Origin of the sequence: Haloarcula terrestris (assembly GCF_031624315.1) — an archaeon.
GTDB lineage: Archaea > Halobacteriota > Halobacteria > Halobacteriales > Haloarculaceae > Haloarcula > Haloarcula terrestris.
On record NZ_JAMQOM010000001.1, the window covers coordinates 538,889 to 561,652 of the forward strand.

At 64.9% G+C, this 22,764-nt stretch carries 20 protein-coding genes and 1 tRNA gene; 6 read left to right on the forward strand and 15 right to left on the reverse strand.

The features are described from left to right. Positions 1–8: 8 nt before the first annotated feature. Positions 9–1,364, reverse strand: coding sequence for a type I glutamate--ammonia ligase (glnA, locus tag NDI54_RS02905; RefSeq protein ID WP_310894977.1), 1,356 nt, complete (start codon positions 1,362–1,364; stop codon positions 9–11). A 126-nt stretch (positions 1,365–1,490) separates the two neighbouring features. On the opposite strand from glnA, the gene lrp reads away from it, so the two are divergent. The 3 genes from lrp (at position 1,491) to NDI54_RS02920 (ending at position 4,148) form a co-directional block, all read left to right on the forward strand. Then, positions 1,491–1,949, forward strand: a complete 459-nt coding sequence (lrp, locus tag NDI54_RS02910) for an HTH-type transcriptional regulator Lrp (protein WP_310894978.1) — start codon at positions 1,491–1,493, stop codon at positions 1,947–1,949. Between the two features lie 118 nt (positions 1,950–2,067). Next, positions 2,068–2,664 (forward strand): TetR/AcrR family transcriptional regulator, encoded by a 597-nt coding sequence (locus NDI54_RS02915; RefSeq protein WP_310894979.1) that lies wholly within the window; start codon positions 2,068–2,070, stop codon positions 2,662–2,664. Beyond that, entirely contained in the window at positions 2,661–4,148 is a 1,488-nt protein-coding gene (locus tag NDI54_RS02920; RefSeq protein WP_310894980.1) for an MATE family efflux transporter, read from the forward strand. The genes NDI54_RS02915 and NDI54_RS02920 overlap by 4 nt, the downstream gene beginning before the upstream one ends. Positions 4,149–4,196: 48 nt before the next feature. Here NDI54_RS02920 and NDI54_RS02925 read toward each other — a convergent pair whose 3' ends face one another. Next, positions 4,197–4,751, reverse strand: a complete 555-nt coding sequence (locus NDI54_RS02925) for a Rieske (2Fe-2S) protein (RefSeq protein ID WP_310894981.1) — start codon at positions 4,749–4,751, stop codon at positions 4,197–4,199. Positions 4,752–4,848: 97 nt separating this feature from the next. Between NDI54_RS02925 and NDI54_RS02930 the strand changes: the two genes are divergently transcribed. Further along, the gene (locus tag NDI54_RS02930) at positions 4,849–5,049 is read left to right on the forward strand and encodes a hypothetical protein (RefSeq protein WP_310894982.1); all 201 of its coding nucleotides are present in this window, start codon (positions 4,849–4,851) and stop codon (positions 5,047–5,049) included. Positions 5,050–5,051: 2 nt separating this feature from the next. Here NDI54_RS02930 and NDI54_RS02935 read toward each other — a convergent pair whose 3' ends face one another. The 3 genes from NDI54_RS02935 to NDI54_RS02945 all read right to left on the reverse strand — a co-directional run bounded on the left by NDI54_RS02935 (position 5,052) and on the right by NDI54_RS02945 (position 8,246). Then, complete coding sequence (locus NDI54_RS02935; protein ID WP_310894983.1) at positions 5,052–6,008, reverse strand: hypothetical protein; 957 nt, start codon at positions 6,006–6,008, stop codon at positions 5,052–5,054. Positions 6,009–6,091: 83 nt separating this feature from the next. Beyond that, positions 6,092–7,612: a hypothetical protein gene (locus NDI54_RS02940; RefSeq protein ID WP_310894984.1), complete on the reverse strand. Its 1,521-nt coding sequence runs from the start codon at positions 7,610–7,612 to the stop codon at positions 6,092–6,094. Between the two features lie 139 nt (positions 7,613–7,751). Then, a complete protein-coding gene (locus NDI54_RS02945; protein ID WP_310894985.1) occupies positions 7,752–8,246 on the reverse strand; it encodes a DUF7858 family protein in 495 nt (164 codons plus the stop codon). Between the two features lie 170 nt (positions 8,247–8,416). Here NDI54_RS02945 and NDI54_RS02950 point away from each other — a divergent pair, with 170 nt between their 5' ends. Next, a complete protein-coding gene (locus NDI54_RS02950) occupies positions 8,417–9,277 on the forward strand; it encodes a transcription initiation factor IIB (RefSeq protein WP_310894986.1) in 861 nt (286 codons plus the stop codon). On the opposite strand, the gene NDI54_RS02955 is transcribed toward NDI54_RS02950, so the two are convergent. The 8 genes from NDI54_RS02955 to NDI54_RS02990 all read right to left on the reverse strand — a co-directional run bounded on the left by NDI54_RS02955 (position 9,256) and on the right by NDI54_RS02990 (position 18,053). After that, positions 9,256–9,972 (reverse strand): MinD/ParA family ATP-binding protein, encoded by a 717-nt coding sequence (locus NDI54_RS02955; protein ID WP_310894987.1) that lies wholly within the window; start codon positions 9,970–9,972, stop codon positions 9,256–9,258. The genes NDI54_RS02950 and NDI54_RS02955 overlap by 22 nt on opposite strands. Next, positions 9,969–10,745 carry a DUF7857 domain-containing protein gene (locus NDI54_RS02960; protein ID WP_310894988.1) on the reverse strand — a complete coding sequence of 259 codons (777 nt, stop codon included), beginning with the start codon at positions 10,743–10,745 and terminating at the stop codon, positions 9,969–9,971. Before NDI54_RS02960 ends, NDI54_RS02955 begins: the two co-directional genes overlap by 4 nt. Positions 10,746–10,777: 32 nt before the next feature. After that, complete coding sequence (locus NDI54_RS02965; protein WP_310894989.1) at positions 10,778–11,587, reverse strand: DUF7856 family protein; 810 nt, start codon at positions 11,585–11,587, stop codon at positions 10,778–10,780. Continuing rightward, positions 11,584–11,916: a DUF7855 family protein gene (locus NDI54_RS02970; RefSeq protein ID WP_310894990.1), complete on the reverse strand. Its 333-nt coding sequence runs from the start codon at positions 11,914–11,916 to the stop codon at positions 11,584–11,586. Before NDI54_RS02970 ends, NDI54_RS02965 begins: the two co-directional genes overlap by 4 nt. 168 nt (positions 11,917–12,084) lie before the next feature. After that, a complete protein-coding gene (locus tag NDI54_RS02975) occupies positions 12,085–12,357 on the reverse strand; it encodes a DUF7854 family protein (RefSeq protein WP_310894991.1) in 273 nt (90 codons plus the stop codon). Between the two features lies 1 nt (position 12,358). Then, the gene (locus NDI54_RS02980; protein ID WP_310894992.1) at positions 12,359–15,886 is read right to left on the reverse strand and encodes an LAGLIDADG family homing endonuclease; all 3,528 of its coding nucleotides are present in this window, start codon (positions 15,884–15,886) and stop codon (positions 12,359–12,361) included. 164 nt (positions 15,887–16,050) lie between these two features. Next, a tRNA-Pro gene (locus tag NDI54_RS02985) sits at positions 16,051–16,123 on the reverse strand. A 55-nt stretch (positions 16,124–16,178) separates the two neighbouring features. Continuing rightward, positions 16,179–18,053: an SLC13 family permease gene (locus NDI54_RS02990; RefSeq protein ID WP_310895144.1), complete on the reverse strand. Its 1,875-nt coding sequence runs from the start codon at positions 18,051–18,053 to the stop codon at positions 16,179–16,181. A gap of 140 nt (positions 18,054–18,193) precedes the next feature. On the opposite strand from NDI54_RS02990, the gene NDI54_RS02995 reads away from it, so the two are divergent. Next, complete coding sequence (locus NDI54_RS02995; protein WP_310894993.1) at positions 18,194–18,367, forward strand: hypothetical protein; 174 nt, start codon at positions 18,194–18,196, stop codon at positions 18,365–18,367. Positions 18,368–18,400: 33 nt separating this feature from the next. Here NDI54_RS02995 and NDI54_RS03000 read toward each other — a convergent pair whose 3' ends face one another. Then, a complete protein-coding gene (locus NDI54_RS03000; protein WP_310894994.1) occupies positions 18,401–20,539 on the reverse strand; it encodes a midas domain-containing protein in 2,139 nt (712 codons plus the stop codon). Between the two features lie 78 nt (positions 20,540–20,617). Continuing rightward, entirely contained in the window at positions 20,618–22,663 is a 2,046-nt protein-coding gene (locus NDI54_RS03005) for a DEAD/DEAH box helicase (protein ID WP_310894995.1), read from the reverse strand. Positions 22,664–22,764 lie beyond the last annotated feature (101 nt).

Sequence of the window (22,764 nt, forward strand, 5' to 3'; positions counted from 1 at the left end):
GGGGCCGCTTAGAACTTCTCGAGGTAGCGGTCGAGTTCCCAGTCGGACACGTCGACCAGGTAGTCCTTGTGTTCCTGGCGCTTGGCCTCGACGAAGTTCTCGAGGACGTGCTCGCCGAGCGCGTCGCTGATGACCTCGTCGTTTTCGAGTTCGTCGACGGCTTCGCCGAGGTTCTCCGGCAGCGTGGTGATGCCGTACTCCTCGCGTTTCGCCTCGTCGAACTCGTAGATGTTCTCGCGGACCGGGTCCTCACACTCGAGATCGCGCTCGACACCGTCGAGCCCGGCGTGGATGAGCGCTGCGAAGGCGAGATACGGGTTACACGACGGGTCGGGGAAGCGAGCCTCGATACGGCTTGCGGCCGGCGTCCGGGCGGCCGGCTTGCGGATGAGCGCCGAGCGGTTGCGGTCGGACCAGGCGACGTAGACGGGTGCCTCGTAGCCCGGGACCAGGCGCTTGTAGGAGTTCACGGTCGGGTTGGTGACCGCGGTGATGGCCGGTGCGTGTTCGAGGATCCCGGCGGTGAAGCTCTTGGCGGTCTCCGAGAGGTTGAACTCGTCGTCGTCGTCGTGGAACGCGTTCTCGCCGTCTTCAGTGAACAGCGAGATGTGCGTGTGCATGCCGGAGCCGTTGATGCGCGGAATCGGTTTGGGCATGAACGTCGCGTGCAGGTCGTGTTCGGCCGCGATGGCGCGGACGACCGAGCGGAAGGTCGCGACGTTGTCGGCCGTGGTCAGGGCATCGTCGTAGGTGAAGTTGATCTCGTGCTGGCCCTGTGCGACCTCGTGGTGGGAGGCTTCGATGTCGAAGCCCATGTCTTCGAGGCCGTAGATGATGTCACGGCGCACGTCGGAGGCGAGGTCCTTCGGCGCGAGGTCGAAGTAGCCGCCGGCGTCGTTGGTCTTGGTCGTCGCACGGCCGTCTTCGTCTTCCTCGAACAGGAAGAACTCGGGCTCGGGTGCAGCGTTGACCTGATAGCCCATGTCTTCGGCGCGCTGGATGGCGCGCTTGAGGACGCCACGCGGGTCGCCGGAGAACGGCTTGCCGGTCGAGGTGTCGATGACATCACAGATGAGTCGAGCGCTGGAGCCGCCTTCGACGTTCTCTCTCCACGGGAGCACGGAGAACGTCGAGGGGTCCGGGTCCAGTCGCATGTCGGACTCCTGAATGCGGACGAAGCCGTTGATCGAGGAGCCGTCGAAGTAAATCCCCTCTGTGAACGCTTTCTCCGCCTGGTCAGCCGTGATCGAGACGTTCTTGATTGTGCCGAGGATATCGGTAAACTGGAGCCGCAGGAAGTCGACGTTCTTCTCTTCGATCTCGTCGAGTACCTCCTGTGCCTCCTCTGAGAGTTCGCTTGTCATCTTTGGACACCAGATAGGAAAGGGGCTACTACTAAAACCCTGCTGATTTGCGCAAAGGTTTCGGCGCTTTCGCTTACATTTGGACATTCGTAAAATTCTAAACCCTGGGGGTCGTTCTGGGATGTAATGACGTACGAAAATCTCGACCGTGAGCTAGTGAATGCCCTGCTGGGGGATGGCCGCGCCAGCCTCCGAAGCCTGGGTGAAGACCTCGACGTATCGGTAACGACCGTCTCGAATCACCTCTCCGACCTCGAAGACGAGGGGATTATCAACGGCTACACGCCGAAAGTCGACTACGACAAGCTCGGCTACGACGTGACGGCCATCATACAGCTCAAGGTGGAGGGGTCCTCACTCCCGGAGGTCACGGACGACCTCAAAGAGCACAAGCAGATGATCTCGGTGTACGAGGTCACCGGCGACTACGACATCATCGCGGTCGGGAAGTTCACTGACACCGACGGCATGAACGCCCAGATCAAGGAACTGCTCACCGACCCGGAGATCAAGGAGTCGAACACGTCCGTCGTGCTCAACGCCGCCAGCGAACACGAGCAGTTCGACCTCGACCTGAAGGAGTAGCGACCGCCCTTTTGCAGTCGCTCCAACCAGCCCCGGACCGGCAGGTCCAGGAGTGCGTTCGGGCGGCGGGAGACAGTACCGACGGGTATTTGACTGACCAGTCAGTTAGTCGCACGTAATGAACGACGGCGACACGGCCGACGATATCATGGATGCGACCTACCGTGCGCTGTGTACGCATGGGTATGCCGATCTGACGATGCAGGACATCGCCGACGAGGCCGAGAAGAGCAAGGCCGCCCTCCACTACCACTACGACAGCAAGCACGACCTCCTCTGTGCGTTCCTCGAATACCTCTATGACGGGTTCGTCGACCGGATCGAAGACCCCGACGGTGAGGACCCACACGAGCGCCTGCTGTCGCTCGTCGATTCGGTGCTGGACAAGCCGGATGACGGAAGCGAGGAGTTCGGGACTGCGATCCTCGAAATCCGCGCCCACGCGCCCTACGAGCAGGGCTTTCGGGAGCGGCTCACGAAGTTCGACGACTACCTCGTCGACGAGCTCGAAGCGATCCTCGAAGACGGAATCGCCGACGGGACGTTCGAATCCGACCTCGACTCTGAGGACACTGCCCGGTTCATCGTCACCGTCCTGACCGGGGCCGCGACCGAGCGCGTCACGACCGGCCGCCCGGTCGAGTGTACCCGGCAAACGCTCCGGGAGTACGTCGAAACGCACCTCCTGAACGGACAGCGGGAGGTCGAAGCGTGAGCGTCCGGAAGCGGCTGGGTCGTCTCGGCGCGCGACTCGGCAACCTGTTCAAAGGGCAGGAAGAACTGGAACTGACAAGCGGCGACATCGGCAAGCCCCTGCTGTTTCTGTCCTTTCCCATCGTCATCACGAACCTGCTGCAGGTGGCGTACAACTTAGCCGATACGTTCTGGCTGGGCCAGTACTCCACGACGGCGCTTGCGGCCATCTCGTTTGCCTTCCCGATGATCTTCCTGCTCATCTCGCTGGGCATGGGGCTGTCAGTGGCCGGCAGCGTGCTGGTCGCCCAGCACACCGGTGCAGAGGAACACCGCGAGGCCGAGTACGCCGCCTCCCAGACCGTGACGTTCGCGCTGCTCGGGTCCGTGCTGCTGGGCGCGACCGGCTACTTCTTCGTCGAGGACTTCCTGTCGTTACTGGGTGCATCCAGCGAGGTACTACCGGGCGCGACGGGGTACCTGCAGGTCGTCTCGCTCGGCCTGACGGCGATGTTCGGCTTCTTCGTGTTCATCTCGCTGATGCGGGGGGCCGGCGACACCATCACGCCGATGCTGGTGATGTTCGGGACCGTCGTCCTCAACATCGTCATCGACCCGTTCCTCATCTTCGGCTGGGGGCCGTTCCCCGAGATGGGCGTCGTCGGCGCGGCCGTCGCGACCATCTTCTCCCGGGGCGTGGCCTTAGTCGTCGGTATCGGCATTCTGCTCTCGGGCACGCGTGGCATCCGGATCCGCCTCAGCGACATGGGGCCTGACTTAGAGTACCTCCGGAAACTGCTCAAACTGGGCGTCCCGGCGTCCGTCGAAGGGACCGGCCGGGCGCTGTCGGTCAACGCCATGCTGTTCATCGTCGGGACGTTCTCGGTGACGGTGGTCGCGGCCTTCGGCGTCGGCATCCGCGTGTTCTCGCTGGTGTTCATGCCCGCCATCGCGATGGACCGTGGCGTCGAGACGATGACCGGTCAGAACCTCGGAGCCGAGCGCCCCGACCGCGCCGCGAAGGCAAACCACTTCGCCGCGAAGGTGTCGTTTGCCCTTCTCACCGTTCTCGGCGCGGTCACGATTTTCGCCGCGCCGACCGTCGTCAGCGTGTTCAGCGACGACCCCGAAGTCGTCCGCATCGGGGCTGATTTCCTCCAGTGGGTCGCCCCCACCTTCGGCTTCATCGGCATCGTCCGGGCCTACTCCGGCGGATTCCGCGGGGCCGGCAAGACGCTCACATCGGCGGCGCTGGCCGTGACCATGCTGGGATTCATCCGCCTGCCAGTTGCCTGGGTCGCCTCCCGACCGGTCGCGGTCCCGGCGTGGCTCGGCCCGCAGGTCGTCGACCTCTTCGCGTACTCGCTGGCCGAGCAGGGTATCTGGCTGGCCTTCGGCGTCTCGAACGTTCTCGCGGCCGGCCTCGCGGTTGGCTGGTTCCTCCGAGGAACCTGGCGCGATGCCGACCCGCGGACCGGCAGCGACCCGGCCGTCGCTGACGACTGATTGTGCAGACCCTTCGAAAACGAGTCCTCGTTCAGCGATTGCAGGCGCTCAGCGTCGTTCGGCCCGCTCGAAGCGCTCGTCGGTGAGGTAGACTTCGCCGTCTCGAACCGAGACTTCGATGCCGTCGAGGGCGTCGCCGGCGCAGGGGCCATGCGTGCAGACGCCGTCGTCGGGTTCGAACTGCGCGCCGTGTTTGTGACAGACCAGTTGGTCGCCCCGCACGATTGCACCCCGGCCCGGGTCGAGCGGGACCTCGGGCTGGTGGGGGCAAGAGTTCCGCCAGGCGACGACGGCGTCACCCGAGCGGTGCAGGATGCAGTTGACGCCGCGACGGCCGTCACGCGCCTCGAATACGAGCGTGCTGTCGGCCGGGACCGAGTCGAGTTCGACGATGCGGCGCGGGTCGTCACCGTCGGTCGACTGTTCGTCGTCGCCGTCTGTTGGCTGGTCGTCGGTGCCGTCAGCGGTCCGGTCGTCGTCAGTCCCGGAGAAACTGAACCGAACAGTCGCGTCGCCGGCCTCAATCTCGCCGTCGTCATCGTGGATCCGGACCGATTCCGACTCGTCGTCGGTGTCGACGGTCACGTCCACGGGGTCACTCATAGCAACTGGTCGTCCGTTGACACACATAGCGATGTCGACTTCGTTCGCGGTATGCCGGTTGCAAAACGGAATTATGTCAGCCCTTCGCAATTTCTCTATGGACCGAGACGACGTATCCGTCGAAGTGGAGGTCGAGGTAGAGGTAGACACAGCGGAACTGGAAGCCGAGGTCGAAGACATGGCAGAGTTCGAAGCGGAACTGGAAGGCAAGGGCGTCGAAATCGAACTCGAAGCCGAAGTCGAGTTCGCCGAGCACGAGGACGAGGACGACGAAGACGAGGGTGACGAGGAAGCGTAGCCCTAGTCTCCGCTAGCGTCGCTGATATACAGCCCGTACCGGTACAGCGAGGCGTCGTACCACAGGAGTTGTCCGTTGACCCCCGAATCGACAGACCCGAGATCGAGACGCTCCAGAAGGGTCTCGAACGACGGCGAAAGCGGCGTCGTTTCCACGTAGCGGCCGCGGCCGATTGCGCGGTCGAGCGTCGACTGTACGTCCGCCGAAACCGACTCCTGCGTGAGATCGGCGTCGATTCGGGTGTCAAACACCACTTCACGGAACTGCTCGCGCGAGGCCGCCACTTCGAGCGCCAGCGTGGTGTAGGCCGTCTCGGAGATCCGTCGCGTCGCCGTCTCGATGCGGTAGTTCCAGGGGCCACCGGATTGCATCGTGACGACCCGGCCGTCGAGGTCACCGGCTGAGAGGGGGCTCTCACGCTCGGCAGGCCGCCGAAGCACGTATGCACCGTTTCGGAGCAGGTCGTCGCTATCGCTTTCACCCCCGGTCTGGGCATGGCTATGGAGGATTTTCACTACGCGCGCGCTCGGCCGGTCCAGCGAATCGACGGGGACGGCGTCGTCGGGAACGGTCGCGTCGTCGGCCAGTGGTTCCGCGCGGACGAGCGTCCGATCGATGTCGTCGCTGCCAGTGACGATGACTGCCGTCTGGAAGTATCGACCGTCGTGTTCGACGTACTCGTCTTCGGTAACCGGCTGGTAACCGTAGGTCGTATGGCGTCCGTCAGGGAGGATATTCGCCAGGGTCTCGCGGGCGGGGGCACCGAACAGCGGGTCGTCATCCGGACTGTACAGCGCGTACTCAACGGGCGATGTTTCGACTGCGTCGACAGTGAGCGTGTACTCGTGTTCCGTGCCGTCCGCGCCGAACACGTCCGGTGCGGTACAGCCTGCGAGGCCGCCGAGTGCTATCGAACCAACGGTCCGGAGGAGTCGGCGGCGGGCGATAGAGGGGACCATATGTGCGCTGTAGAGACCGCCCGACGAAAGTCCTGTGGCGACTCAGGAGCGCAGTCGGTCGTCCACGCCGGGACAGCCGGCGATCACTCGAACCAGTCGACGAAGCTGCCATCGAGTAGCGTCTCTTCCTGGTGGCGGATGTAGGTGGCCTGCATCCCCCAGATGGCTTCGGCAAGCGGGACGTTCTCCTCGACACGGCGGCGGACGTAGTCGTGTTTCCAGCGCGCGGGCGTGAGCCGTCGGTCGACGCGTTCGCGCAGCGGCCGAATGTAGCTATGGGCCTCCTCCGCTGAGAGACCGCGCTGTTCGAGGCCCTCACGTGCGTGTTCGAGCAGTTCGCCGTAGATCTCCTCGGTGCTGGTCGTGGTCGCCCCGTCGGCAGTGATCCACTCGATCCTCGCCCGGAGCCCGTTCCGCGCCGCGGTGTAGAAGTTCTTCTTTGCCGTCTCCCAGTCCAGCGACCGAATGGGGTGTTCGAGCCGCGGCAGACTCTCCATCAGGCCGGCGAAGACAGCCGCGAAGCCGATGGCGTCGTTGACGGTCGGCTGTGCGGCCAGCGGGCGGAACTCGATACGGGCGTTGGCCGCTGACCGTGTCGGCCCCTCGAACACCGGCCTGACCCACCGCCAGTACGACCCGTGCTTGTGTCGGAAGTGGACGAAGTCGTCGTCGAAGCGGGTTCCCGACTGCAGTTCGACCGGCACAATTGTGTCGTCCGCGACGATGTCGTCGATAGCGTCCTCGACGGAGTCGAAATCCGGTGGGAAACAGACTTTCGGTGGTGTCGGGTCACCGTCGGGCGGATTGAGTACCGACTCGAAGACCCCGATACGGTTCTCCATGTTCGCGCCGGCGACAATCTCCGGATCGGGTGCGTCGTCGTACAGGTCCGGTGGAAAAAACGGGGAGTTGACGCCAAGCGCCAGTAGCGGCGCAGCGATACGGAGCGCGTAGCTGAAGTACTCCGGCATGTCCGGGGCGTGGGGGATCTGATAGTGGGGCTGAATCGAGGTGATGAGCGACTCCGGCATCACCGTCTCTGCCTCAAGGGAGACGTGTGGTGCATCGAGCTCGAACGCGGAGGGGTAGTCCGTGTTCGCCATCGTGTGATAGCGAACGGAGTCGGACATGTTCGTCCCAATGCGGACGCCGCTCTGCTCGACGCAGTCACAGAGGTACTCTCGGGCCGTCTCGCCCGCGGGTGGGACGGTCCACATCCCGTCGGAGACGAGGCGGATGCCCTCGCTGCGCACCCGCTGCTGGGCCGGCCGCAGCGACGCCTTCAGTTCGTTGCGCTGAGCCGCCAGCCCGTGGGTGTTCAGCGGCTGCGGACTCGTCTGCATCTCCGCGTTGTGCAGGCCGAGTTCCTTCTCGAACCCGATGAGTTCGAGCAACTGACGGGGGACCCGCTGGAGCGCGTCGGTCCGGTCGTCGACGGCATACAGCTCCAGTTCCATCCCCACGATTGCTTCCGTGTTGTCGAAGGCACCGTCACGGACTGCGGACTTGAGCGCTTCGGCCTCCTCGCGGGCCCTGTCGTTGAACGCCTCGCTGTCCACTGTGAGTGCCTCGGCCACCCGGTCTGCCAGTTCCGAAGCCGACATATCACCGGGTTTGCAGTCACGGGTGTTAAGCGTGCCCCAGAGCGGACACGGTCAGCGGGCGACCCGAGTCCCAAACACTCATAGTAGCTCGCCGATGTCGCTCACTCCCGACATCGCCGAGAAAGCAATTCATACACGCTCACAGTAGCTCGCCGATGTCGCTCATCGTCTCCCCTAACGGGTCCCGGTCCTCGGTCGTAAGCGCCCCTTCCACCGCATCGCGGGCCGCAGGCACCGGCTCGTGAGTCTCGATGTACGCAGCCAGGGCAAACTCCTGTTCAGTGACACCGGCCAGCGCGATTGCGTCGCTCCGTGAGAGCGCTCCGGCAAGCCAATCGGCGATGATCTCACGGCCCTGCGGACCGACCGGCGACACTTGCTCCCCCACCAGATGGAGCGTCTTGGCGGCGGTCACGGGCGCAACACCGGCGGCACGGCCCGCGTCGCCGACACTCTTGCCGGCCGCGTAGGCCTCGACGACGGTCGCCGCCGTCGCCGTCGAACACGGCAGCTCGTCGGCGACCGGAGCCAACCGCTCCGAGAGCGGCGCGTCCGTCTCGTCGACAGCAGCGACGCCGCGGTCACGCTGGTGCGTCGTGACCTCGACGCCGGAAGCAATATCTGACAGCGCCATTAAAATTTGTTTTTCATCAGTGGAATTTAATGGTGTCGGTATCTCGACAGCCCCTGCCTTTCATTCCGATAACTACCTACCGGTTACCGGTAGGCGGTTTCACCGGAAACCGCCCGAAAACCCGTTGCTGCATCGGGTTTTTAACCCTCCATCCAGGCGTAGATGGAAACATGAGCACGACGGTGACGCAATGTCCGGAGTGTAACGGATCGGTCAAACAGCAGGGCGTCGAATCGGTCTGTGGCAGCTGTGGATTGGTCGTCGGCGAGGACGCCATCGACCCCGGACCGGAGTGGCGGTCCTTCGACGACGAGGACACCAACCGGGCACGTACGGGCGCGCCGCTGACGCGGTCGCGCCACGACCGCGGCCTTTCGACGAAGATCGGCCGGTCGACGCGGTTGAAAGGGCGCAAACGCCGGCAGTTCGCCCGGCTCCGCCGCGAGCACAACCGCGCACAGATCAGCTCGAAACGTGAGCGCAACAAGGTGTACGCCTTCACCGAAATCCGGCGCATCATTGGGTCGATGGCCCTCTCGGACGCGATCCGGGATCGGGCCTGCGTGCTGTTCGAGTCCGCACAGAGCGAGGACCTGCTGCAGGGACGGACGCTGGAGGGGTTCGCGGCCGCGGCCGTCTACGCCACCTGCCGGACCGAGGGCGTCGCCCGGACCGTCGACGAACTCTGTACCGTCGCCAAGGCGACCCGAGCGGAGCTTCGTGCGGCCTATGACGCCCTGAACAGAGAACTCGGGCTGCCGACCGGCCCGATAGACCCGCGCGAGTACGTGCCCCGGTTTGCGACGACGCTGGACCTGCCGACGGCGGTCCGCCAGCGCGCGGAGCGGCTCGTCGACGAGGCACAGGACCGCGGCCTCGTCAGCGGCCGCAATCCAGCCGGCGTCGCAGCGGCGTGTCTCTACACTGCGGCCCAAGAGGAGGATGTCGCGCTGACGCAGGCCGAGGCGGCGGAGACGGCGGACGTGACGCCGGTCACGTTGCGTGGGACCTACACCGAGCTACAGGAATAAACCGCGTCGGCAAGCGTTTCGAGCGATTGTCTCGCTGGCGCGTCCGGCGCTGTTTCTCGAAGCGGCTGTCCATGGGTCTGTGCCGTCGCCAGCGGCTCGCTCTCGGGAACCGCGACGGCCGGCGCACCGAACCGGTCCGCGACGGCCCTGGTCGCGGGGTTCGGACCGGTCCGGTTGAGGACGACCCGGCAGAGTCCGGCGTCGAGTTCACGGGCCAGCGCCCGGACCCGAAGCGCATCCGCAAGTGCTGCGCTCTCCGGCGTCGTCACGAGGAGCGCGGCGTCGGCGGCTGCGAGGGGCAGGCCGACATCGGCGTGCAGACCGGCCGGTGAGTCCACGACGACCCAGCGGTAGGTCCGCTCCAGCGCGGCGAATACGTCCGTGAGGGCCTGCAGATCGGCGCTTCGAGCGCCGGCCAGCGTCCGGCCGCAGGGAACGACGGTCACGGGGCCATCATCGCGGATCGCTTCGTGCGGGTCGGCGCGGTCGGCAAGCACGTCGTGCAGGTCGGGCCCGCGACTGGACGGCAGGTCCGCCATCCCGAGGTCGCCGTCAACGACGACGCTCCCCGGGTTCGTGTTCGGGAGCGAGAGACTGCTGTCAGGCCGTTCGAGCGCGTCGAGTTCCGCCGCGAGGTTGTACGCGATGGTCGATTTGCCGACGCCGCCCTTGCCGCCGGTGACCGCCAGAATCATGCGAGACGGGACAGCGTCTCGGTCGGCACCGTGGCGGCCGCCCGTCGGTCCGCGAGCCGTTCGGCCCGGCGGGCCAGTGCCCGGAGCATCTGCTCGTCCGTCTCTGCGCGTGTGGCGACTGTCCGGACGCCCGACAGACCGCCCGCCGCGCGAACCGCAGCCGTCGCCGCCGACAGGGAGTCCGCCCCGTCCAGCCGCTCGGCACGGTCGATGCGCCGAGCAACGGTATCGAGCCACTGTAAGACCGTATCGGGAAGTTGCTGTTTCGACTGTCGAGCGGAAGCAGCCCCTGACCCGGCTGGCGGCTGGCCGGCCGCTGGCCGCGGGTCTTCCCTCCTGTTGTCCCATTCGACTGCGGGTATGTCCGGCTGACGACCCGCGGGAGCAGTCGCCTGCGCCGGCTGGCCCACAGGCACTGCGTCCGCAGGCGGCGACGGGTCACCGAGTTCCCGGACCACAGCGTCCTCGGAGTCGAGTCGCTGGTCGGCTGGGGCCTCTTCAGGGGCGGGCTCGGCCCCGATCAGCGCCGCCGGCTGGTCGGCCGGGGGAGCCGGCGTCGCATACCCGAGTGCGTGTGTTCCTGGGCCAACGACGCCGTCGAAGCCGTCCTCGGTCCAGCCGGCTTCGGGAACACCCTGCTGTCTCGGTGGCCAGACGGGGCCGTCGAGGCAGTTCTGGACGGTGATCCGAGTCGGTTCGGCCATGTCGCCGACGGTCGCCGTGACGAGCGTCACGCCGTCGACTCGCTCGGCGCGACAGTCGAAGGTAACCATAGGGACGGTGGCCCGCCCTTCCGATTTAAAACTCAGCAGCGGATGATAGGCGCATCCAGGCAGTCCGACGCAGCCGTCGGTGAACTGAACCGGTCCGTTTCGAGGACGACTGGTGCCGGTGTTCGGGCAAGCCGGAGGACGGCCAGCGCGGCCGTTACCGGGTCGGCGTCAAACGGATCGCTGGGCACTCGTCCCGGAACGGTTTCGATGGCCCGAGCGAACGCATCGGAGAGGCGGTCGACGAGGGTCGCCCGCGCGCGCCGCCGGCGGTTGGCCAACTCGTCGGAAAGCTGTCGCCGCTCCTCTAGCGTGTCGCGGTAGGCACGGGCCCGCTCGCGCCGGAGTTCGCGGGTCTCCCTGGCCGCGGCCCGACGCGTCTCCCGCTCACTCAGTTCCGTCGCTGTGTCCCGGAGGTCGGCCTGTACGGCCCCATCGTCCGCACCGACCGCCTGCCGAGCGGTGAGGCGGCCGCGGTGGGTGGCGACCGCTTCCTGCAGGCCGTCGATAGTCGCGTCCGACACCGGATCGACCGGCTCGGGGAGGTCTGGTGACGAACAATCGAGGGAAGCCAGTCGCTCCCGGCAGTCGGCGATGGTGTCGTCCTGGGGCGTCTCGTGCCCCAGTGACCGAGCGGCGGCCGCGAGCGCGGTCCGCGTTCGCAGTCCCATCGACGGGTGGACGTGGCCGGCGTAGGCGTACACGGACGGCGGCTCCGGACAGGAAACGATCGGGAGGGTTCGTTGCCCACGGATACTCGCGGCGATAGCGCTGCCGTCGACTGTGCGTGTCCGGAGATCGACGACAGCACCCGCGTACGTGGTTTCAGTGACGCGGAGCTTCACAGATCGACGCCTCGGAGTTGGTCCGGGTCCGGGAGGTCACGCCCCGACGCGAACCGCTCGTAGGGCGTCGCCGGTTCCTCCCGTCCCTCGTAGCGTTCGGCCGCTTCGCGGACGTGTTCCGGGACATCCGTCGGCTCGAACGGCTCGACGTGTTCGATCTGCACATCTAGCCCGTGTTTCTCATGGAGTCGGAGCGCCTGGAAGGCCCCGAACTCGGTTCCGGAGAACAGCGCCGCTCTCCCGAACTGTCGAACGACACAGTCGTGGGCACGACAGATGTTCCGCAGGTCCGTGCGTGCCGCCCGGGAGTAGGTAACGACGAGTAGCACTGGCTGATGGTTGTTATTATTACTATAAAATTTTACTGAATTGAATGAGATCTAGTGTGAATGTATAGTGGTGTGTGACAGAAAATAAGGTACCACCCGAACTCAGCAGTTAGGACCGGGGCAGAATATTATACGGGGCATACCGACAGCGACCACAGCGGAAAAATCCTATTCGACGGCCGCGACGGTGAATTCCCCGGGGTCTGAGACGAGGTCCCGCACCCGGTCGCGGGCCGCTGTCTCGGACGGCGCGAGGACGACGAGCCCGTCCACGGCGTCCCCGCCACTGGCCCGGTAGGCCTGGAGGTCACCCTCGAACTCGGTCGCGTAGGTCCGCAACGTTCCGCGAACGTCCCGTTCGAGGTCAGCTAGCGACTGCGACCCGGCCTCGAACTCGGCCAGGGCCGCCTCGATGTTGCGGAGCGCGGAGATCCGGTCCATCTCAGGTCGTCCGGAGGTGGTCCGTCCGAGGCTCGTACACCTCGCCTTTCTGTTTCAGCTTGTCGATCTCGTGTTCGGCCTTGGACTCGTCGATACCGACCTCCTCGGCGCGCTCGATGACCACGTCGGCGGGCGCGCCCTCGTCGTACTCGTCCTCGATGTCCGCGATGATGCCCTTGATGTTCTGGATACGGTCGCGCTGGGTCTTGGACTGCCCCGTCTCGACCACGTCGGCGTCGAACTCACCGGTCTCGGGATCGACGCCGATCTCCTTCAGGCAGTAGTGGGCGATGTCGACTGCGCGGTCGGCGTCGGCCTCGTCGACGGTGTCCGACAGCCGAATCCGGGCTGACGCTTCTGCCAACCGGACCAGCGCCTCCAGTTTCCGGGCGGTGACCGGTACTGGCGCGTCCTCGTCCTGCCCCTTCATCCGCAGGTCCACGTAGAAGTCCTCGATACGGCTCTTTGCCTCCTCCGTCATCGTCGGGAAGCAGTTCCGCTTGGCGTAGGCGACGTACTTCCGGAGGAGGTCCGGTTCGATGGTCGGCGCGACCTCCTCGGTGACAGTGCCGACCTCCTCCTCGCTGAAGTTCGAGGTCGGGTTCTCCGTCCGGTGGGTGTGGAGTTCGCCGGCGTAGTTGGTCTGGATGATGTGCTCGGCGAGGTTGCGGTCTTTCTCCTCGTCGGGCTTGTCCGTCACGGTGAAGATGAGGTCGAACCGGGAGATGAGCGCCGGTTCGAGGTCGATCTGCTCCCCGATAGGTTCGTACTGGTCGAAGCGGCCGTACTTGGGGTTGGCCGCGCCCAGCAGCGAACAGCGGGATTTGAGCGTCGCGTTGATTCCGGCCTTCGAGACGCTGATACGCTGTTGCTCCAGAGCTTCGTGCATCGCGGACCGGTCCTCCGGACTCATCTTGTCGAGTTCGTCGATAGCGGCGATCCCCTGGTCGGCGAGCACGAGCGCGCCCGCTTCCAGCGTCCACTGCTGGCCGTCGCCGAAGTCGTCTCTAACAGCCGCAGCGGTAAGGCCCGCACTCGACGACCCTTTGCCTGAGGTGTAGACAGAGCGTGGCGCGATATTCTCGATATATGATAACATCTGGGAGTTATGCGAGACAACGCCGTTAGTGAGGTAGTTGTGTGTGCCCTCGATTTCGAGGTCGTAGACCCACTTCTCATCGTGTTCGACGGGTTCTATCGATTCGATCCGGTCCCATGCGATATCACCTTCGACGAGTGCAGTGAGTGCATCCAAGTCTCGCCGGAGTGAACCCGTTCCGCCTCCGTCGCTAACCGCAGTGTCGCTGAGTGGCGTGTCACTGTCCATTTCGGCCAGTCGCGTCTGGAACGTGTCGAGAACCGATTCGAGACTGTCGCGGCTCGGGTTTCGGCGTCCCCGCTCGTAGTGTTGGTACGTCGAACGCGGAAGGCCGCACTCGGATTGTGTCAGTCCGAGTGCCTCCCGGATGCGACGGAGCTCCGGACCTAGATTGGGGACAGTATCGAGGTTCGTATTTCCGCGTGTGCCCTCGAATAGCTGGCATGCCTCGGTCTTTCGCTCTGTAACAAACCCGATCTTTTCGGCGTAGTCGTGGACGGAGTTCCCGGAGATTCGAAGCCGATAGCTGCCGTTGTTCCGGGGTTGGAGCTGTGCCGTAATTCCCTGTGTGACGAGCAGGGTTCGAACGTCTTCCAGCAGCGGTTTACTCATCGAAGCAACGGTAATCTCCCGCTGTGATGTCGAAACGTGTCCCTCTCCCTCGATATATCCTCGAACGAATCCGATGACAACCTCGTCGCTCGCACGCATGATGTCTGGCGGAACACGTCTCTCAGCCGATGACGCGAGCAACGTTTCGTCCAGAGATGCGAGGAAGCTCACGAATTCGCCTGCCGAGCACGACAGTTCGCGGGCAGTCTTCCCCTCGTGTGACTCTCGTTCTGTAACGTTGAGATTCAGTGTCTCCAGAACGGATTTCGCGTCATCGAGCACTTCGCGGTCGTTATTGGTTATCGAAACATACCCTGTGTTATCCGGACGCTGTTCGACGTACCCCTCGGCAACAATATATCCGATCAGCCGGGCCAGTTCGGGCGTCCACTGCCCTGGAAGCTCAAGATCGATTCTGTTGTGGGCCTGTGATTGCCGGAACGTGACATCCAGTTCGTCACATGCATCTGTGGACAGCTTCCGTGGAACTGCGATGTGTGTCCCGCTCTCTAATGTCTCGGCTTTCCTGGCCTGGAACCGGCCGTCAGATTGGACGAACAGTGGATGTGACGGAGTTACATCGAGTTCACGACCGGTCGTGGTTCGTATCCGATACAGCGTCTCCGGTGCGTCGCGCTTCCAGACCTTGGTCGCGTTTTGGGTGGCTATTGTTCCATCGGGTTGGAGTGACGGGACATCGAAATCAACAGTGTCCCACACCCCGTCGTCGACTGGTTTGGGATCATCTAAGTTCGATTCGACGACCTCTCGTATCGGCCGTTCGCGGCCGTCTGCAAGTGTCACCCGCGTATCACCACGGACGCATTTCCCTGTTCCTGGGTCTCCTATCAGCAACATATGGAGGTCGCCACGTATCCGTGAACCGTCAGGAAGCTCCTTGGTCACGCCCGAAAAGAGCTGGAGCATCATCGCGAGCTTCTCCTTCTCGTAGCCATAGATGGAGGGCGCGATAGCCCCGACCATCTTGTCGTAGATGTCGGCTTCGTTGGAGAGTTCGACGATCTCTTTCTTGTCGGCGTCGGTGATCTCCATGTCCTCGAACTGCTCATCCTCGATTTCGACGCTGACGCCCTCCATGTAGATGTCGAACATCGGGGACTTCTCGTTGTCGTTGCCCCGCTGGTCGAGCTTGAGAACCCCGGTCACGCGGACGTGGTCGCCAGCGGTGACGTGGCCGGTGATGTCGTCCTCGATATTGATGTCGATAGACTGGGGCGTTTCGCCGCCGCGCAGTCCCTCGGGGGACTCCTGCACGCGGAGCTTCTGGGCGTCGATGAACTGGGACTGGTCGGTGTTGAGCCGGAACGGCCCCTGGCGTTCACAGCCCTGGCAGTCGTGGGGTTCCTGGAAGTCGCCGGCGGTCTGGGGGATGCGCGTGAGCGTGCCACAGCGCTGACACTCGAAGGCCGCCTCGATGACCTTCGGCCGCACGTCGGTCGCTTTCCGGATAATGCCCCGGATAGCGACGAGATTACCGTGGTGTTCGTGGCGCAGGTCGCGGATGTCCTCCGATTCGGGGAGGTTCCGGACGCGGACGTGGGCCTGCCCGAGCGACACGTCGACGGGGAGGTCGTACAGTCGCAGGGCCTCCTCGGCGTACTCCTGAATCTGCTCGGGCTTCGTGCGGTAGTCGTCGGCCAGGTCCGGGTCGAAGCGATAGAGGTCGTCCCAGTCGATGTACAGCGACTTCTGGTCGTTGGGATATTTCTGGGCGAGTTCACCGATCTCGTTGCGGTAGTAGTTGCGGTAGAACTCCTCGAAGCGGTCGATGAGTTCGGTGTTCTCGGCGGTCGCCATCTGAGTGGACAGTGGTTATGCCCACTGGCCTAAGAAGGTTCGCAAACCGGGGTGGAACTGAAGCGCCGACCCATCGGGTCGGGAGACGGCAGTCGAGTCGGCTGCGAAACGAAGGGGTGAGCAGAGGGATGCGACTGGTCGAACGGTGGTCGGAGAAAACGCGATGGGATCGCCCAGATTTGAACTAGGGGCGCGGGCACCCAAGGCCCGAAGGTTACCAAGCTACCCCACGATCCCGTATCACCCACTCGACCCGACAGCGAGTAAAGCGTTTCGTTGCGAACCGCCCGTGTCATGCGGGAGCGAGGCCCCAGAAGTACGCGATGCCGAGTGTCGTCACGACGGCGAAGACGGCCTGGAGCGGCGCGCCGACCCGCAGATAGTCGGTGAAGCGGTAGCCGCCAGGACCATAGACGAGGAGGTTCGTCTGGTAGCCCACCGGCGTCATGAACGCCGTCGAGGCGGCGAAAGTCACGGCGAGGACGAACGCGAAGGCGTTGGCGTTCAGTTGCTGGGCGGTCTCGATGGCGACGGGGATCATCAGGACCACGGAGGCGTTGTTCGAGATGATGTTCGTCAACAGCGCCGTGACGAGGTACATCAGTCCGAGGACGACGGCGAGGCCGCCGCCGGCGGTGAGGACGCTGCCGGCACCCATGACGAACAACTCGGCGAGCAGGTCGGCACCGCCGGTCTCCTGGAGCGCGATGCCCAGCGGGATAACGCCGGCAAGGAGGAAGATCACGTCCCACTGGACGGCGTCGTACAGTTCCTGCGGGCGGAGACAGCGGGTGAGGACCATCGCGAGCGCGCCGCCGAGCGCCGAGATGACGATGTGGATGGGTGTCAGCGCCGCAACGCCGACGACGGCGGCGACGATACCGACCGCGACGGGGATCTTCGACCGCCGGAAGTCCGGCCGCTGGACCTCCTGGGCGACGATGAAGTCGTTGTTGCGGTTAAGTCGCTCGATGCTCTCAGGGGTGGCCTGCACCAGGAGCGTATCGCCGATGCGGAGTGTGACGTGGTCCATCCGCTGGCGGTAGAGTTCCTGGCCGTGGCGAAGCGCAAGCACCGTCGCGTCGTAGCGCTGGCGGAAGTTCGTGGAGACGAGCGTCTCGCCGATGAGCGCCGACCCGGGGGCGACGACGACCTCGACGAGGTTCGTGCGCTCGTCTGCGGTCTCCAGTTCCGCGTCGTCGACCTCGACTTCGGGAATCACGTCCAGCCCTTCGACATCGAGGAGGTCGACGAGCGTGTCCCGGCCCGTCCGAACGGCGAATACGTCGCCGGCCCGAATCGCTTTCTGGCCGAACGGTTCGAGGAACGTGCGTTTCTCGCGGACCAACTGGACGATGTCCACGTCGAACTCAGAGACCCTGAGCGCCTCCTCGACAGTCTGCCCGATGAGCGGGGAGTCCTCGCGGACGACGACCTCGGTGAGATACTCGCCCATCTCGAACTCCTCGGTGAGGTCCTCTTTGGCCGCGATACGCGACGGGACCAGATAGCGTCCGACGGTGAGTAGGTAGATCGTCCCGACGATGGTCACGATGATCCCGAGTTGCGTGAACTCGAACATGCTGAACGGGCGACCGATCAGTTCCGCCGAGAGCTGCGAGGCGAGGATGTTCGTCGAGGTGCCGATGAGCGTCAGCATCCCGCCGAACATCGAGGCATACGACAGCGGCAAGAGGAGTTTCGAGGGGGAGAGCTTCCCTTTGTGCGCGATATCGGTCACCATCGGAAGGAGGATGGCGACGGCGGCGGTGTTGTTGATGAACCCGGAGATTGGCGCGACCAGCCCGACGGTCGCACTGAGCTGTTTCGTTTCGCTGTCTCCGGTCAGCGAGGCGATTTTCGCACCGAGAATCTGGACGATGCCGGTCCGCTGGACGCCGTCGGAGAGGATGAACATCGCAAGCACCGTTATCGTCGCTGTCGAGGCAAAGCCAGAGAGCCCGCGGTCCAGCGGCGAAACTCCGTCGCCAGCCTGATGTAACACGTACACCGGCTCAGCAAGCAGCCCGACATCGGCCGCGAGCATCGTCACCGGTTCGGCCAACATCAAGGAAACCATGACGCCGATGGCGGTCACGTCGACGGGTAGCGCCTCTGTCGCAAACAGCACCAGCGCAGCGACGATGACCGCGAACACGAACAACATCCCCGGCGTGACAGGTGGCAGCGACACGTCTGGCACCTGCGCCCCCAGTGACAAAAGGATGGGTCGTTTGCGAGCGGTGGCGGTTCACAGCCCGCCGCTGGCAGCCGACGTTTATCCCCCTGCGGACCGAACGAGCAGTAATGAGCCTCTTCAACGACCTCGGCCGCAAAGTCGAGGAGCTGAAACAGGAGGTCGGGAACGCCTCGGACGACGAAGCCACCCACCGGTGTCTCGAGTGTGACACGCTCCTCTATGCGGACCACGACGAATGTCCCGAGTGTGGGAGCACGTCGATCCTGGCCCGATCTGACTAACAACAGCGAGGACCCGCGCCGGAGTCATGTCGCTCACCGCGTCGGCCCGTCGCGTCCAAGGTCTCCGAGCAGAGCGTCGTAACTCCGGCCGAACACCGCCTGCTTTCTGAGGGACGTGATCGCGACATCGAAGACGGGGACGGCGAACTGTCCGGCCGGGCCGCCGACGATGACGGCCGCCTCGTGGTCCGTCTCGTCGGTCCATTCACCGCCGAGTTGCCGGACGAGGACCTCCCCGAAGTAGCCGCCCAGTTCCCGTACGACGCTCGTGAACGCGCGGTCGTCAAAGGAGTCGTCGCTCCCGAACGTCGTTTCGGCGAAGCGCTCGTCGTCCCACTCTGCATCGACCAGATCGTCGAGGCGCGAAAGCGAGGCCGGCGAGAAATCCAGACCGTGCTCGCCCCAGAAATCGGCGAACTCGACGGCGGTCTCGGCGTGTTCTGCCCGGGTGGTTCCGGGGTCCCACGACTGGCCCGTCGAATCGCCGCCAGGTGGGTCGGACCGCTCGCTGTCGTCAGGAGTCACGGTAGCAGCCGTTTCGTCGCCGGTGTCCGGTGGCGCTGGCTGCTCGCTGCTGTCGGGCATAGCACTGTCGTCGGTAGGGGATGGAGCGGCGGAATCGCCAGCCGACGGTTCCTCCGTGTCGGACGCCGCTTCGGCGGTGTCAACGGCTGCCGGTGCGTTGTCCGGCTCCGTCGCATCGGCAGTCCTCGCCGCGTCCCTCGTGTCTGTAGCCGAGTCGGCACCGTCGGTTTCTGCGGCCGGCTCCAAGTCCGAGTCTGGAACTTCGGTCGATGACTCAGCCGGCGAGCCAGCGAGCGCCGATTCGTCGTCAGCGGGTTCTTCGGCCGCCCCATCGTCGGCTGTGTCGGTCGTCGCTTCCCCAGCAGTTGTGTCGATAGCTCGGTCCTCGCCGCGGAATCCGTCGGCTGGCTCCTCGGGCGGTGTCTCAGGTGCCGGCGCTGCGTCCGATGGGTCCGCTGTGACCCCTTCCAAGGCCCGCTCTGGGTCGTCGGTCTCAGTAGCCCCGTCGTCGTCCGTGGCTGTCTCAGCGGTCTCATCGGCAGTCGGCTCGGCAGCGTCGGCCGCGTTGGCAGCCGATTCATCGTCAGAGACATCGGCTGCTGACTCCGTAGCTGGCGCCACACCCGGTGATTCCTCGCCGGCAGTGTCATCGGGAGACTGTTCGGCAGTCTCCGCGTCGTCCGAGTCGCCAGTCGATTCCTCGCCGGCGGTTTCAGCACCCGATGGTTCGATGTCGTCGGCAGCTGAACCAACCGTATCGGGATCTGCATCCCCATCGCTCTCAGCGTCCGAACCGTCGGCCGACGGCATTTCGTCCTCCGTGACCCGACTGACGACGGGCGTGGGAGCAGTGTCCTCGGGCCGGTCGTCGCCGTCCGATTCGGGTTCGACTCGGCGGACAACGCGGGTCGGCTCTGTCTCGATATCCTGAGACGGTTCCGAAGCATCGGTGTCGGTGGTAGCCGCCTCCGCTTGCTCGTCTGTCGCCGTCGGTTCGGAGGCGTCGGCAGGCTCGTCGGCTTGTCCGTCGTCGACGCGGCGAACGACCCGCGTCGGCTCGGAGACGGCGCTGTCGGCGTCGGTCTCGTCCGTCTCCATCTCTCTGTCCGGCCCCGCTTGGTCATCGCCGTCGCTCTCCTGTACGGTATCGAGTGCCAGGTCGGACTCCAGACGCGTCACGACGGCCGCAAACACCGGTTCGCCGCCGAACGAGCGCGCGGCCACGTCGAACACCGCGACGCCCACCTCGTCGTCCGGGCCGGCAACGGCGACGCCCCACCGGCCGTCTGACTGGACCCACTCGCCGTCGTACGCCCGGACGAGGAGTTCACCGAGATAGCTCCCGAACCGAACCGTGTTCTCGGTGTAGGTCGTCACATCCGCGTCGTCGCCCGCGGTTTTGCCGTCGTAACTCTCCTCGATAGCCGTATCGAGGCGCGCGAGCGCATCGGGATCGAATGTCAGCGGGTCCGCGCCCTCGACGACGCGCTCGGCGTACTCGCGGAAGGTTTCCGGGTCGAGCGTCGCCGTATCAAGCAGTTCCGGCCCGTCGTCTGACGGCCGGTCGTCCCCGGCCGCCTGCTCGTCTCCGTCGGTCGACGAGGCATCGCCACCGACGGCGCGACGGATCGTATCGAACAGGCCCATGGACACCGGAAGTACGTGCCGCTACAAGAATGTACGCCGAAAGGATACTCGGCCGACAGGTCTGTGGGACGATCCCCGCTAGTGCTCGTCGCGCAGTTCCATGTCGGCGACGATTTCGTAGGGATGTTGCCCCTTGCGGATGCCGTCGAGCAACTGGAACGCCTCGTCCGGTGCGAGGAAGTGCCGTGTCACGGCCCGGCCGAGCGGCGTCGGCGAGAGGCCGTCGATGAACTCGTACTCAAGCAGTTTCCCCAGCGCGTGCTTGGTCGGTACTTCACCGACCATCCGGTCGTTGAGCCGCTTGGCCTCTTTGCCGGCGACGGTGACGTTCGCCAGCGTTTCCTCGACGGCCGCGCCCTCGTCGTAGCGGGTGATGACCGGCTCCATCTCGCCTTTCAGGAGCTTGAACGCCACCTCGTCCTCGGTCATCTCCATGCTGTTGTGGTACGAACAGTCCGGTTCGACCAGCATGTAGACGGTCCCTTTGTCGTGGTAGTCCGGGCGGCCGGCCCGGCCGAGCATCTGGCTGAACTCCTGGACGGTGAGCCACTCGATCCCCATCGCCAGCGAGTCGAAGATGACCTGCGAAGCCGGGAAGTCCACCCCGGCGGCCAGCGCCGCCGTCGTGACGACCGCTGCGAGGTCCTGGTCGGCGAACTGCCGCTCGACCCGCTGGCGCTTCCGGTTGTCCAGTCCGGCGTGGTACGGCGCGGAGCTGTACTCCAGCTTCCGTGAAATCTGGTGACAACGCCGCCGGGAGTTGGTGAAGATGATGGTCTGGCCGCGATAGCCTTTGCTGGATTTGTTGTCGAAGGCCCGCTTGACGAGCTTCTTCTCCGTCTCGATTTTCTCGCGGCCGTCGGCGAACGTGACGTGCCGTTCGATAGGGACCGGCCGCTCCTCGAACTCGATAAGCGTCGCCCGGAGCTGGTCGGCCAACTGTCCGGGGTTGCCGACCGTCGCCGAGAGGTAGATCCACTGCGTGTCGCCGCTGTCGGGCGCGCCGCCGGATTCACAGTAATACTTCAGCCGGGAAATCAAGCCATCGAGCCGGTGGCCCCGCTCGTCCTCGCCGAGCGTGTGGACCTCGTCGATGACGACGGTGCCGACCGTGCCGAGATCCTTGCCGGTCCGGAGCGCGTGATCGATCCCCTCGTAGGTCCCGACGATGACATCGGCCTCGGGGTCGAAGCGACCGCCTTCGTCGGCGATGCGGCTCGCGCCGACGCGCAGCGACACGTCGACCATGTCGCCGTAGCGGTCCTGGAACTGCTCGTACTTCTGGTTCGCAAGTGCGACCAGCGGGACGAGAAACAGCATCGTCCCCTTGTTGTTCAGGACGCGGTCGATGCCGGCCATCTCGCCGATGAGCGTCTTCCCCGTCGCCGTCGCGCTCACGACCAACTGGTCGCGGCCCTCGGTTGCCCCGTGCTCGACGGCGAGGCTCTGGACCGGCAGCAAGGTCTCGAACCGGGATTCGAGATGCTCCTGCATGCCGGGATGGAGGTCAAGCGAATCCACCCGAACGGGGTCGACCTCGTCGACGGTGGCCGAAATCTCGTCGAACTTCGTCAGGTCCGGGTCCAGTTGGCCCGACAGGAGGTTCGTCACGCGGTCGAGGTCCTGCACTTCGAGCAGAAGGTCTTCGAGCCGGTCGCGGGCGTCGCCGCTGATACTCCCTTTGAAGGCGAGTTCGCGGTCGAGCTGCTGGCGAGCGCACTCCGGGCAGATGGTCTCGTCGTCGGCTTCGATGGCCGTCTCACTCGTGATCGGCGAGTAGCGCCCGTCGGAGGCACACAGTCGGCAGGACCGGACGACCTTTGCCTCGATCTGGTACGCGTCGAGCATCTCGCGGATGCGTTCGCGAGCGAGCGGGGCAGTCTGCTCGGAGATGCGAATGCGGGCCGCACGGCGGGCGATCTCGACGAACTGGTCGGGGGAGCGAAGCTCCTCGCTGGTCCCGTCCTTGATCCGGAGGCGACGCGGGCGGGGGCCGGCGTCGGTCTCCTTGAGTTCGAGGATGCCGTGGAAGAGCCGGTCGCCGTCCCGCTGGGCGACGACGCGGAACTCCTCGCCGTGTTCGTGGAGGAACAGCGTCTCTACCTGTGCGGCCTGCTGTGACACAGTCGTCTAGAGGCGACTGCGGTACTTGAGCGGTTCGGACTTGCGTCGGATGATACTATCCCGGCTACGGTTACGAACGCCCAGCGTCTCGCCCCTTTCGG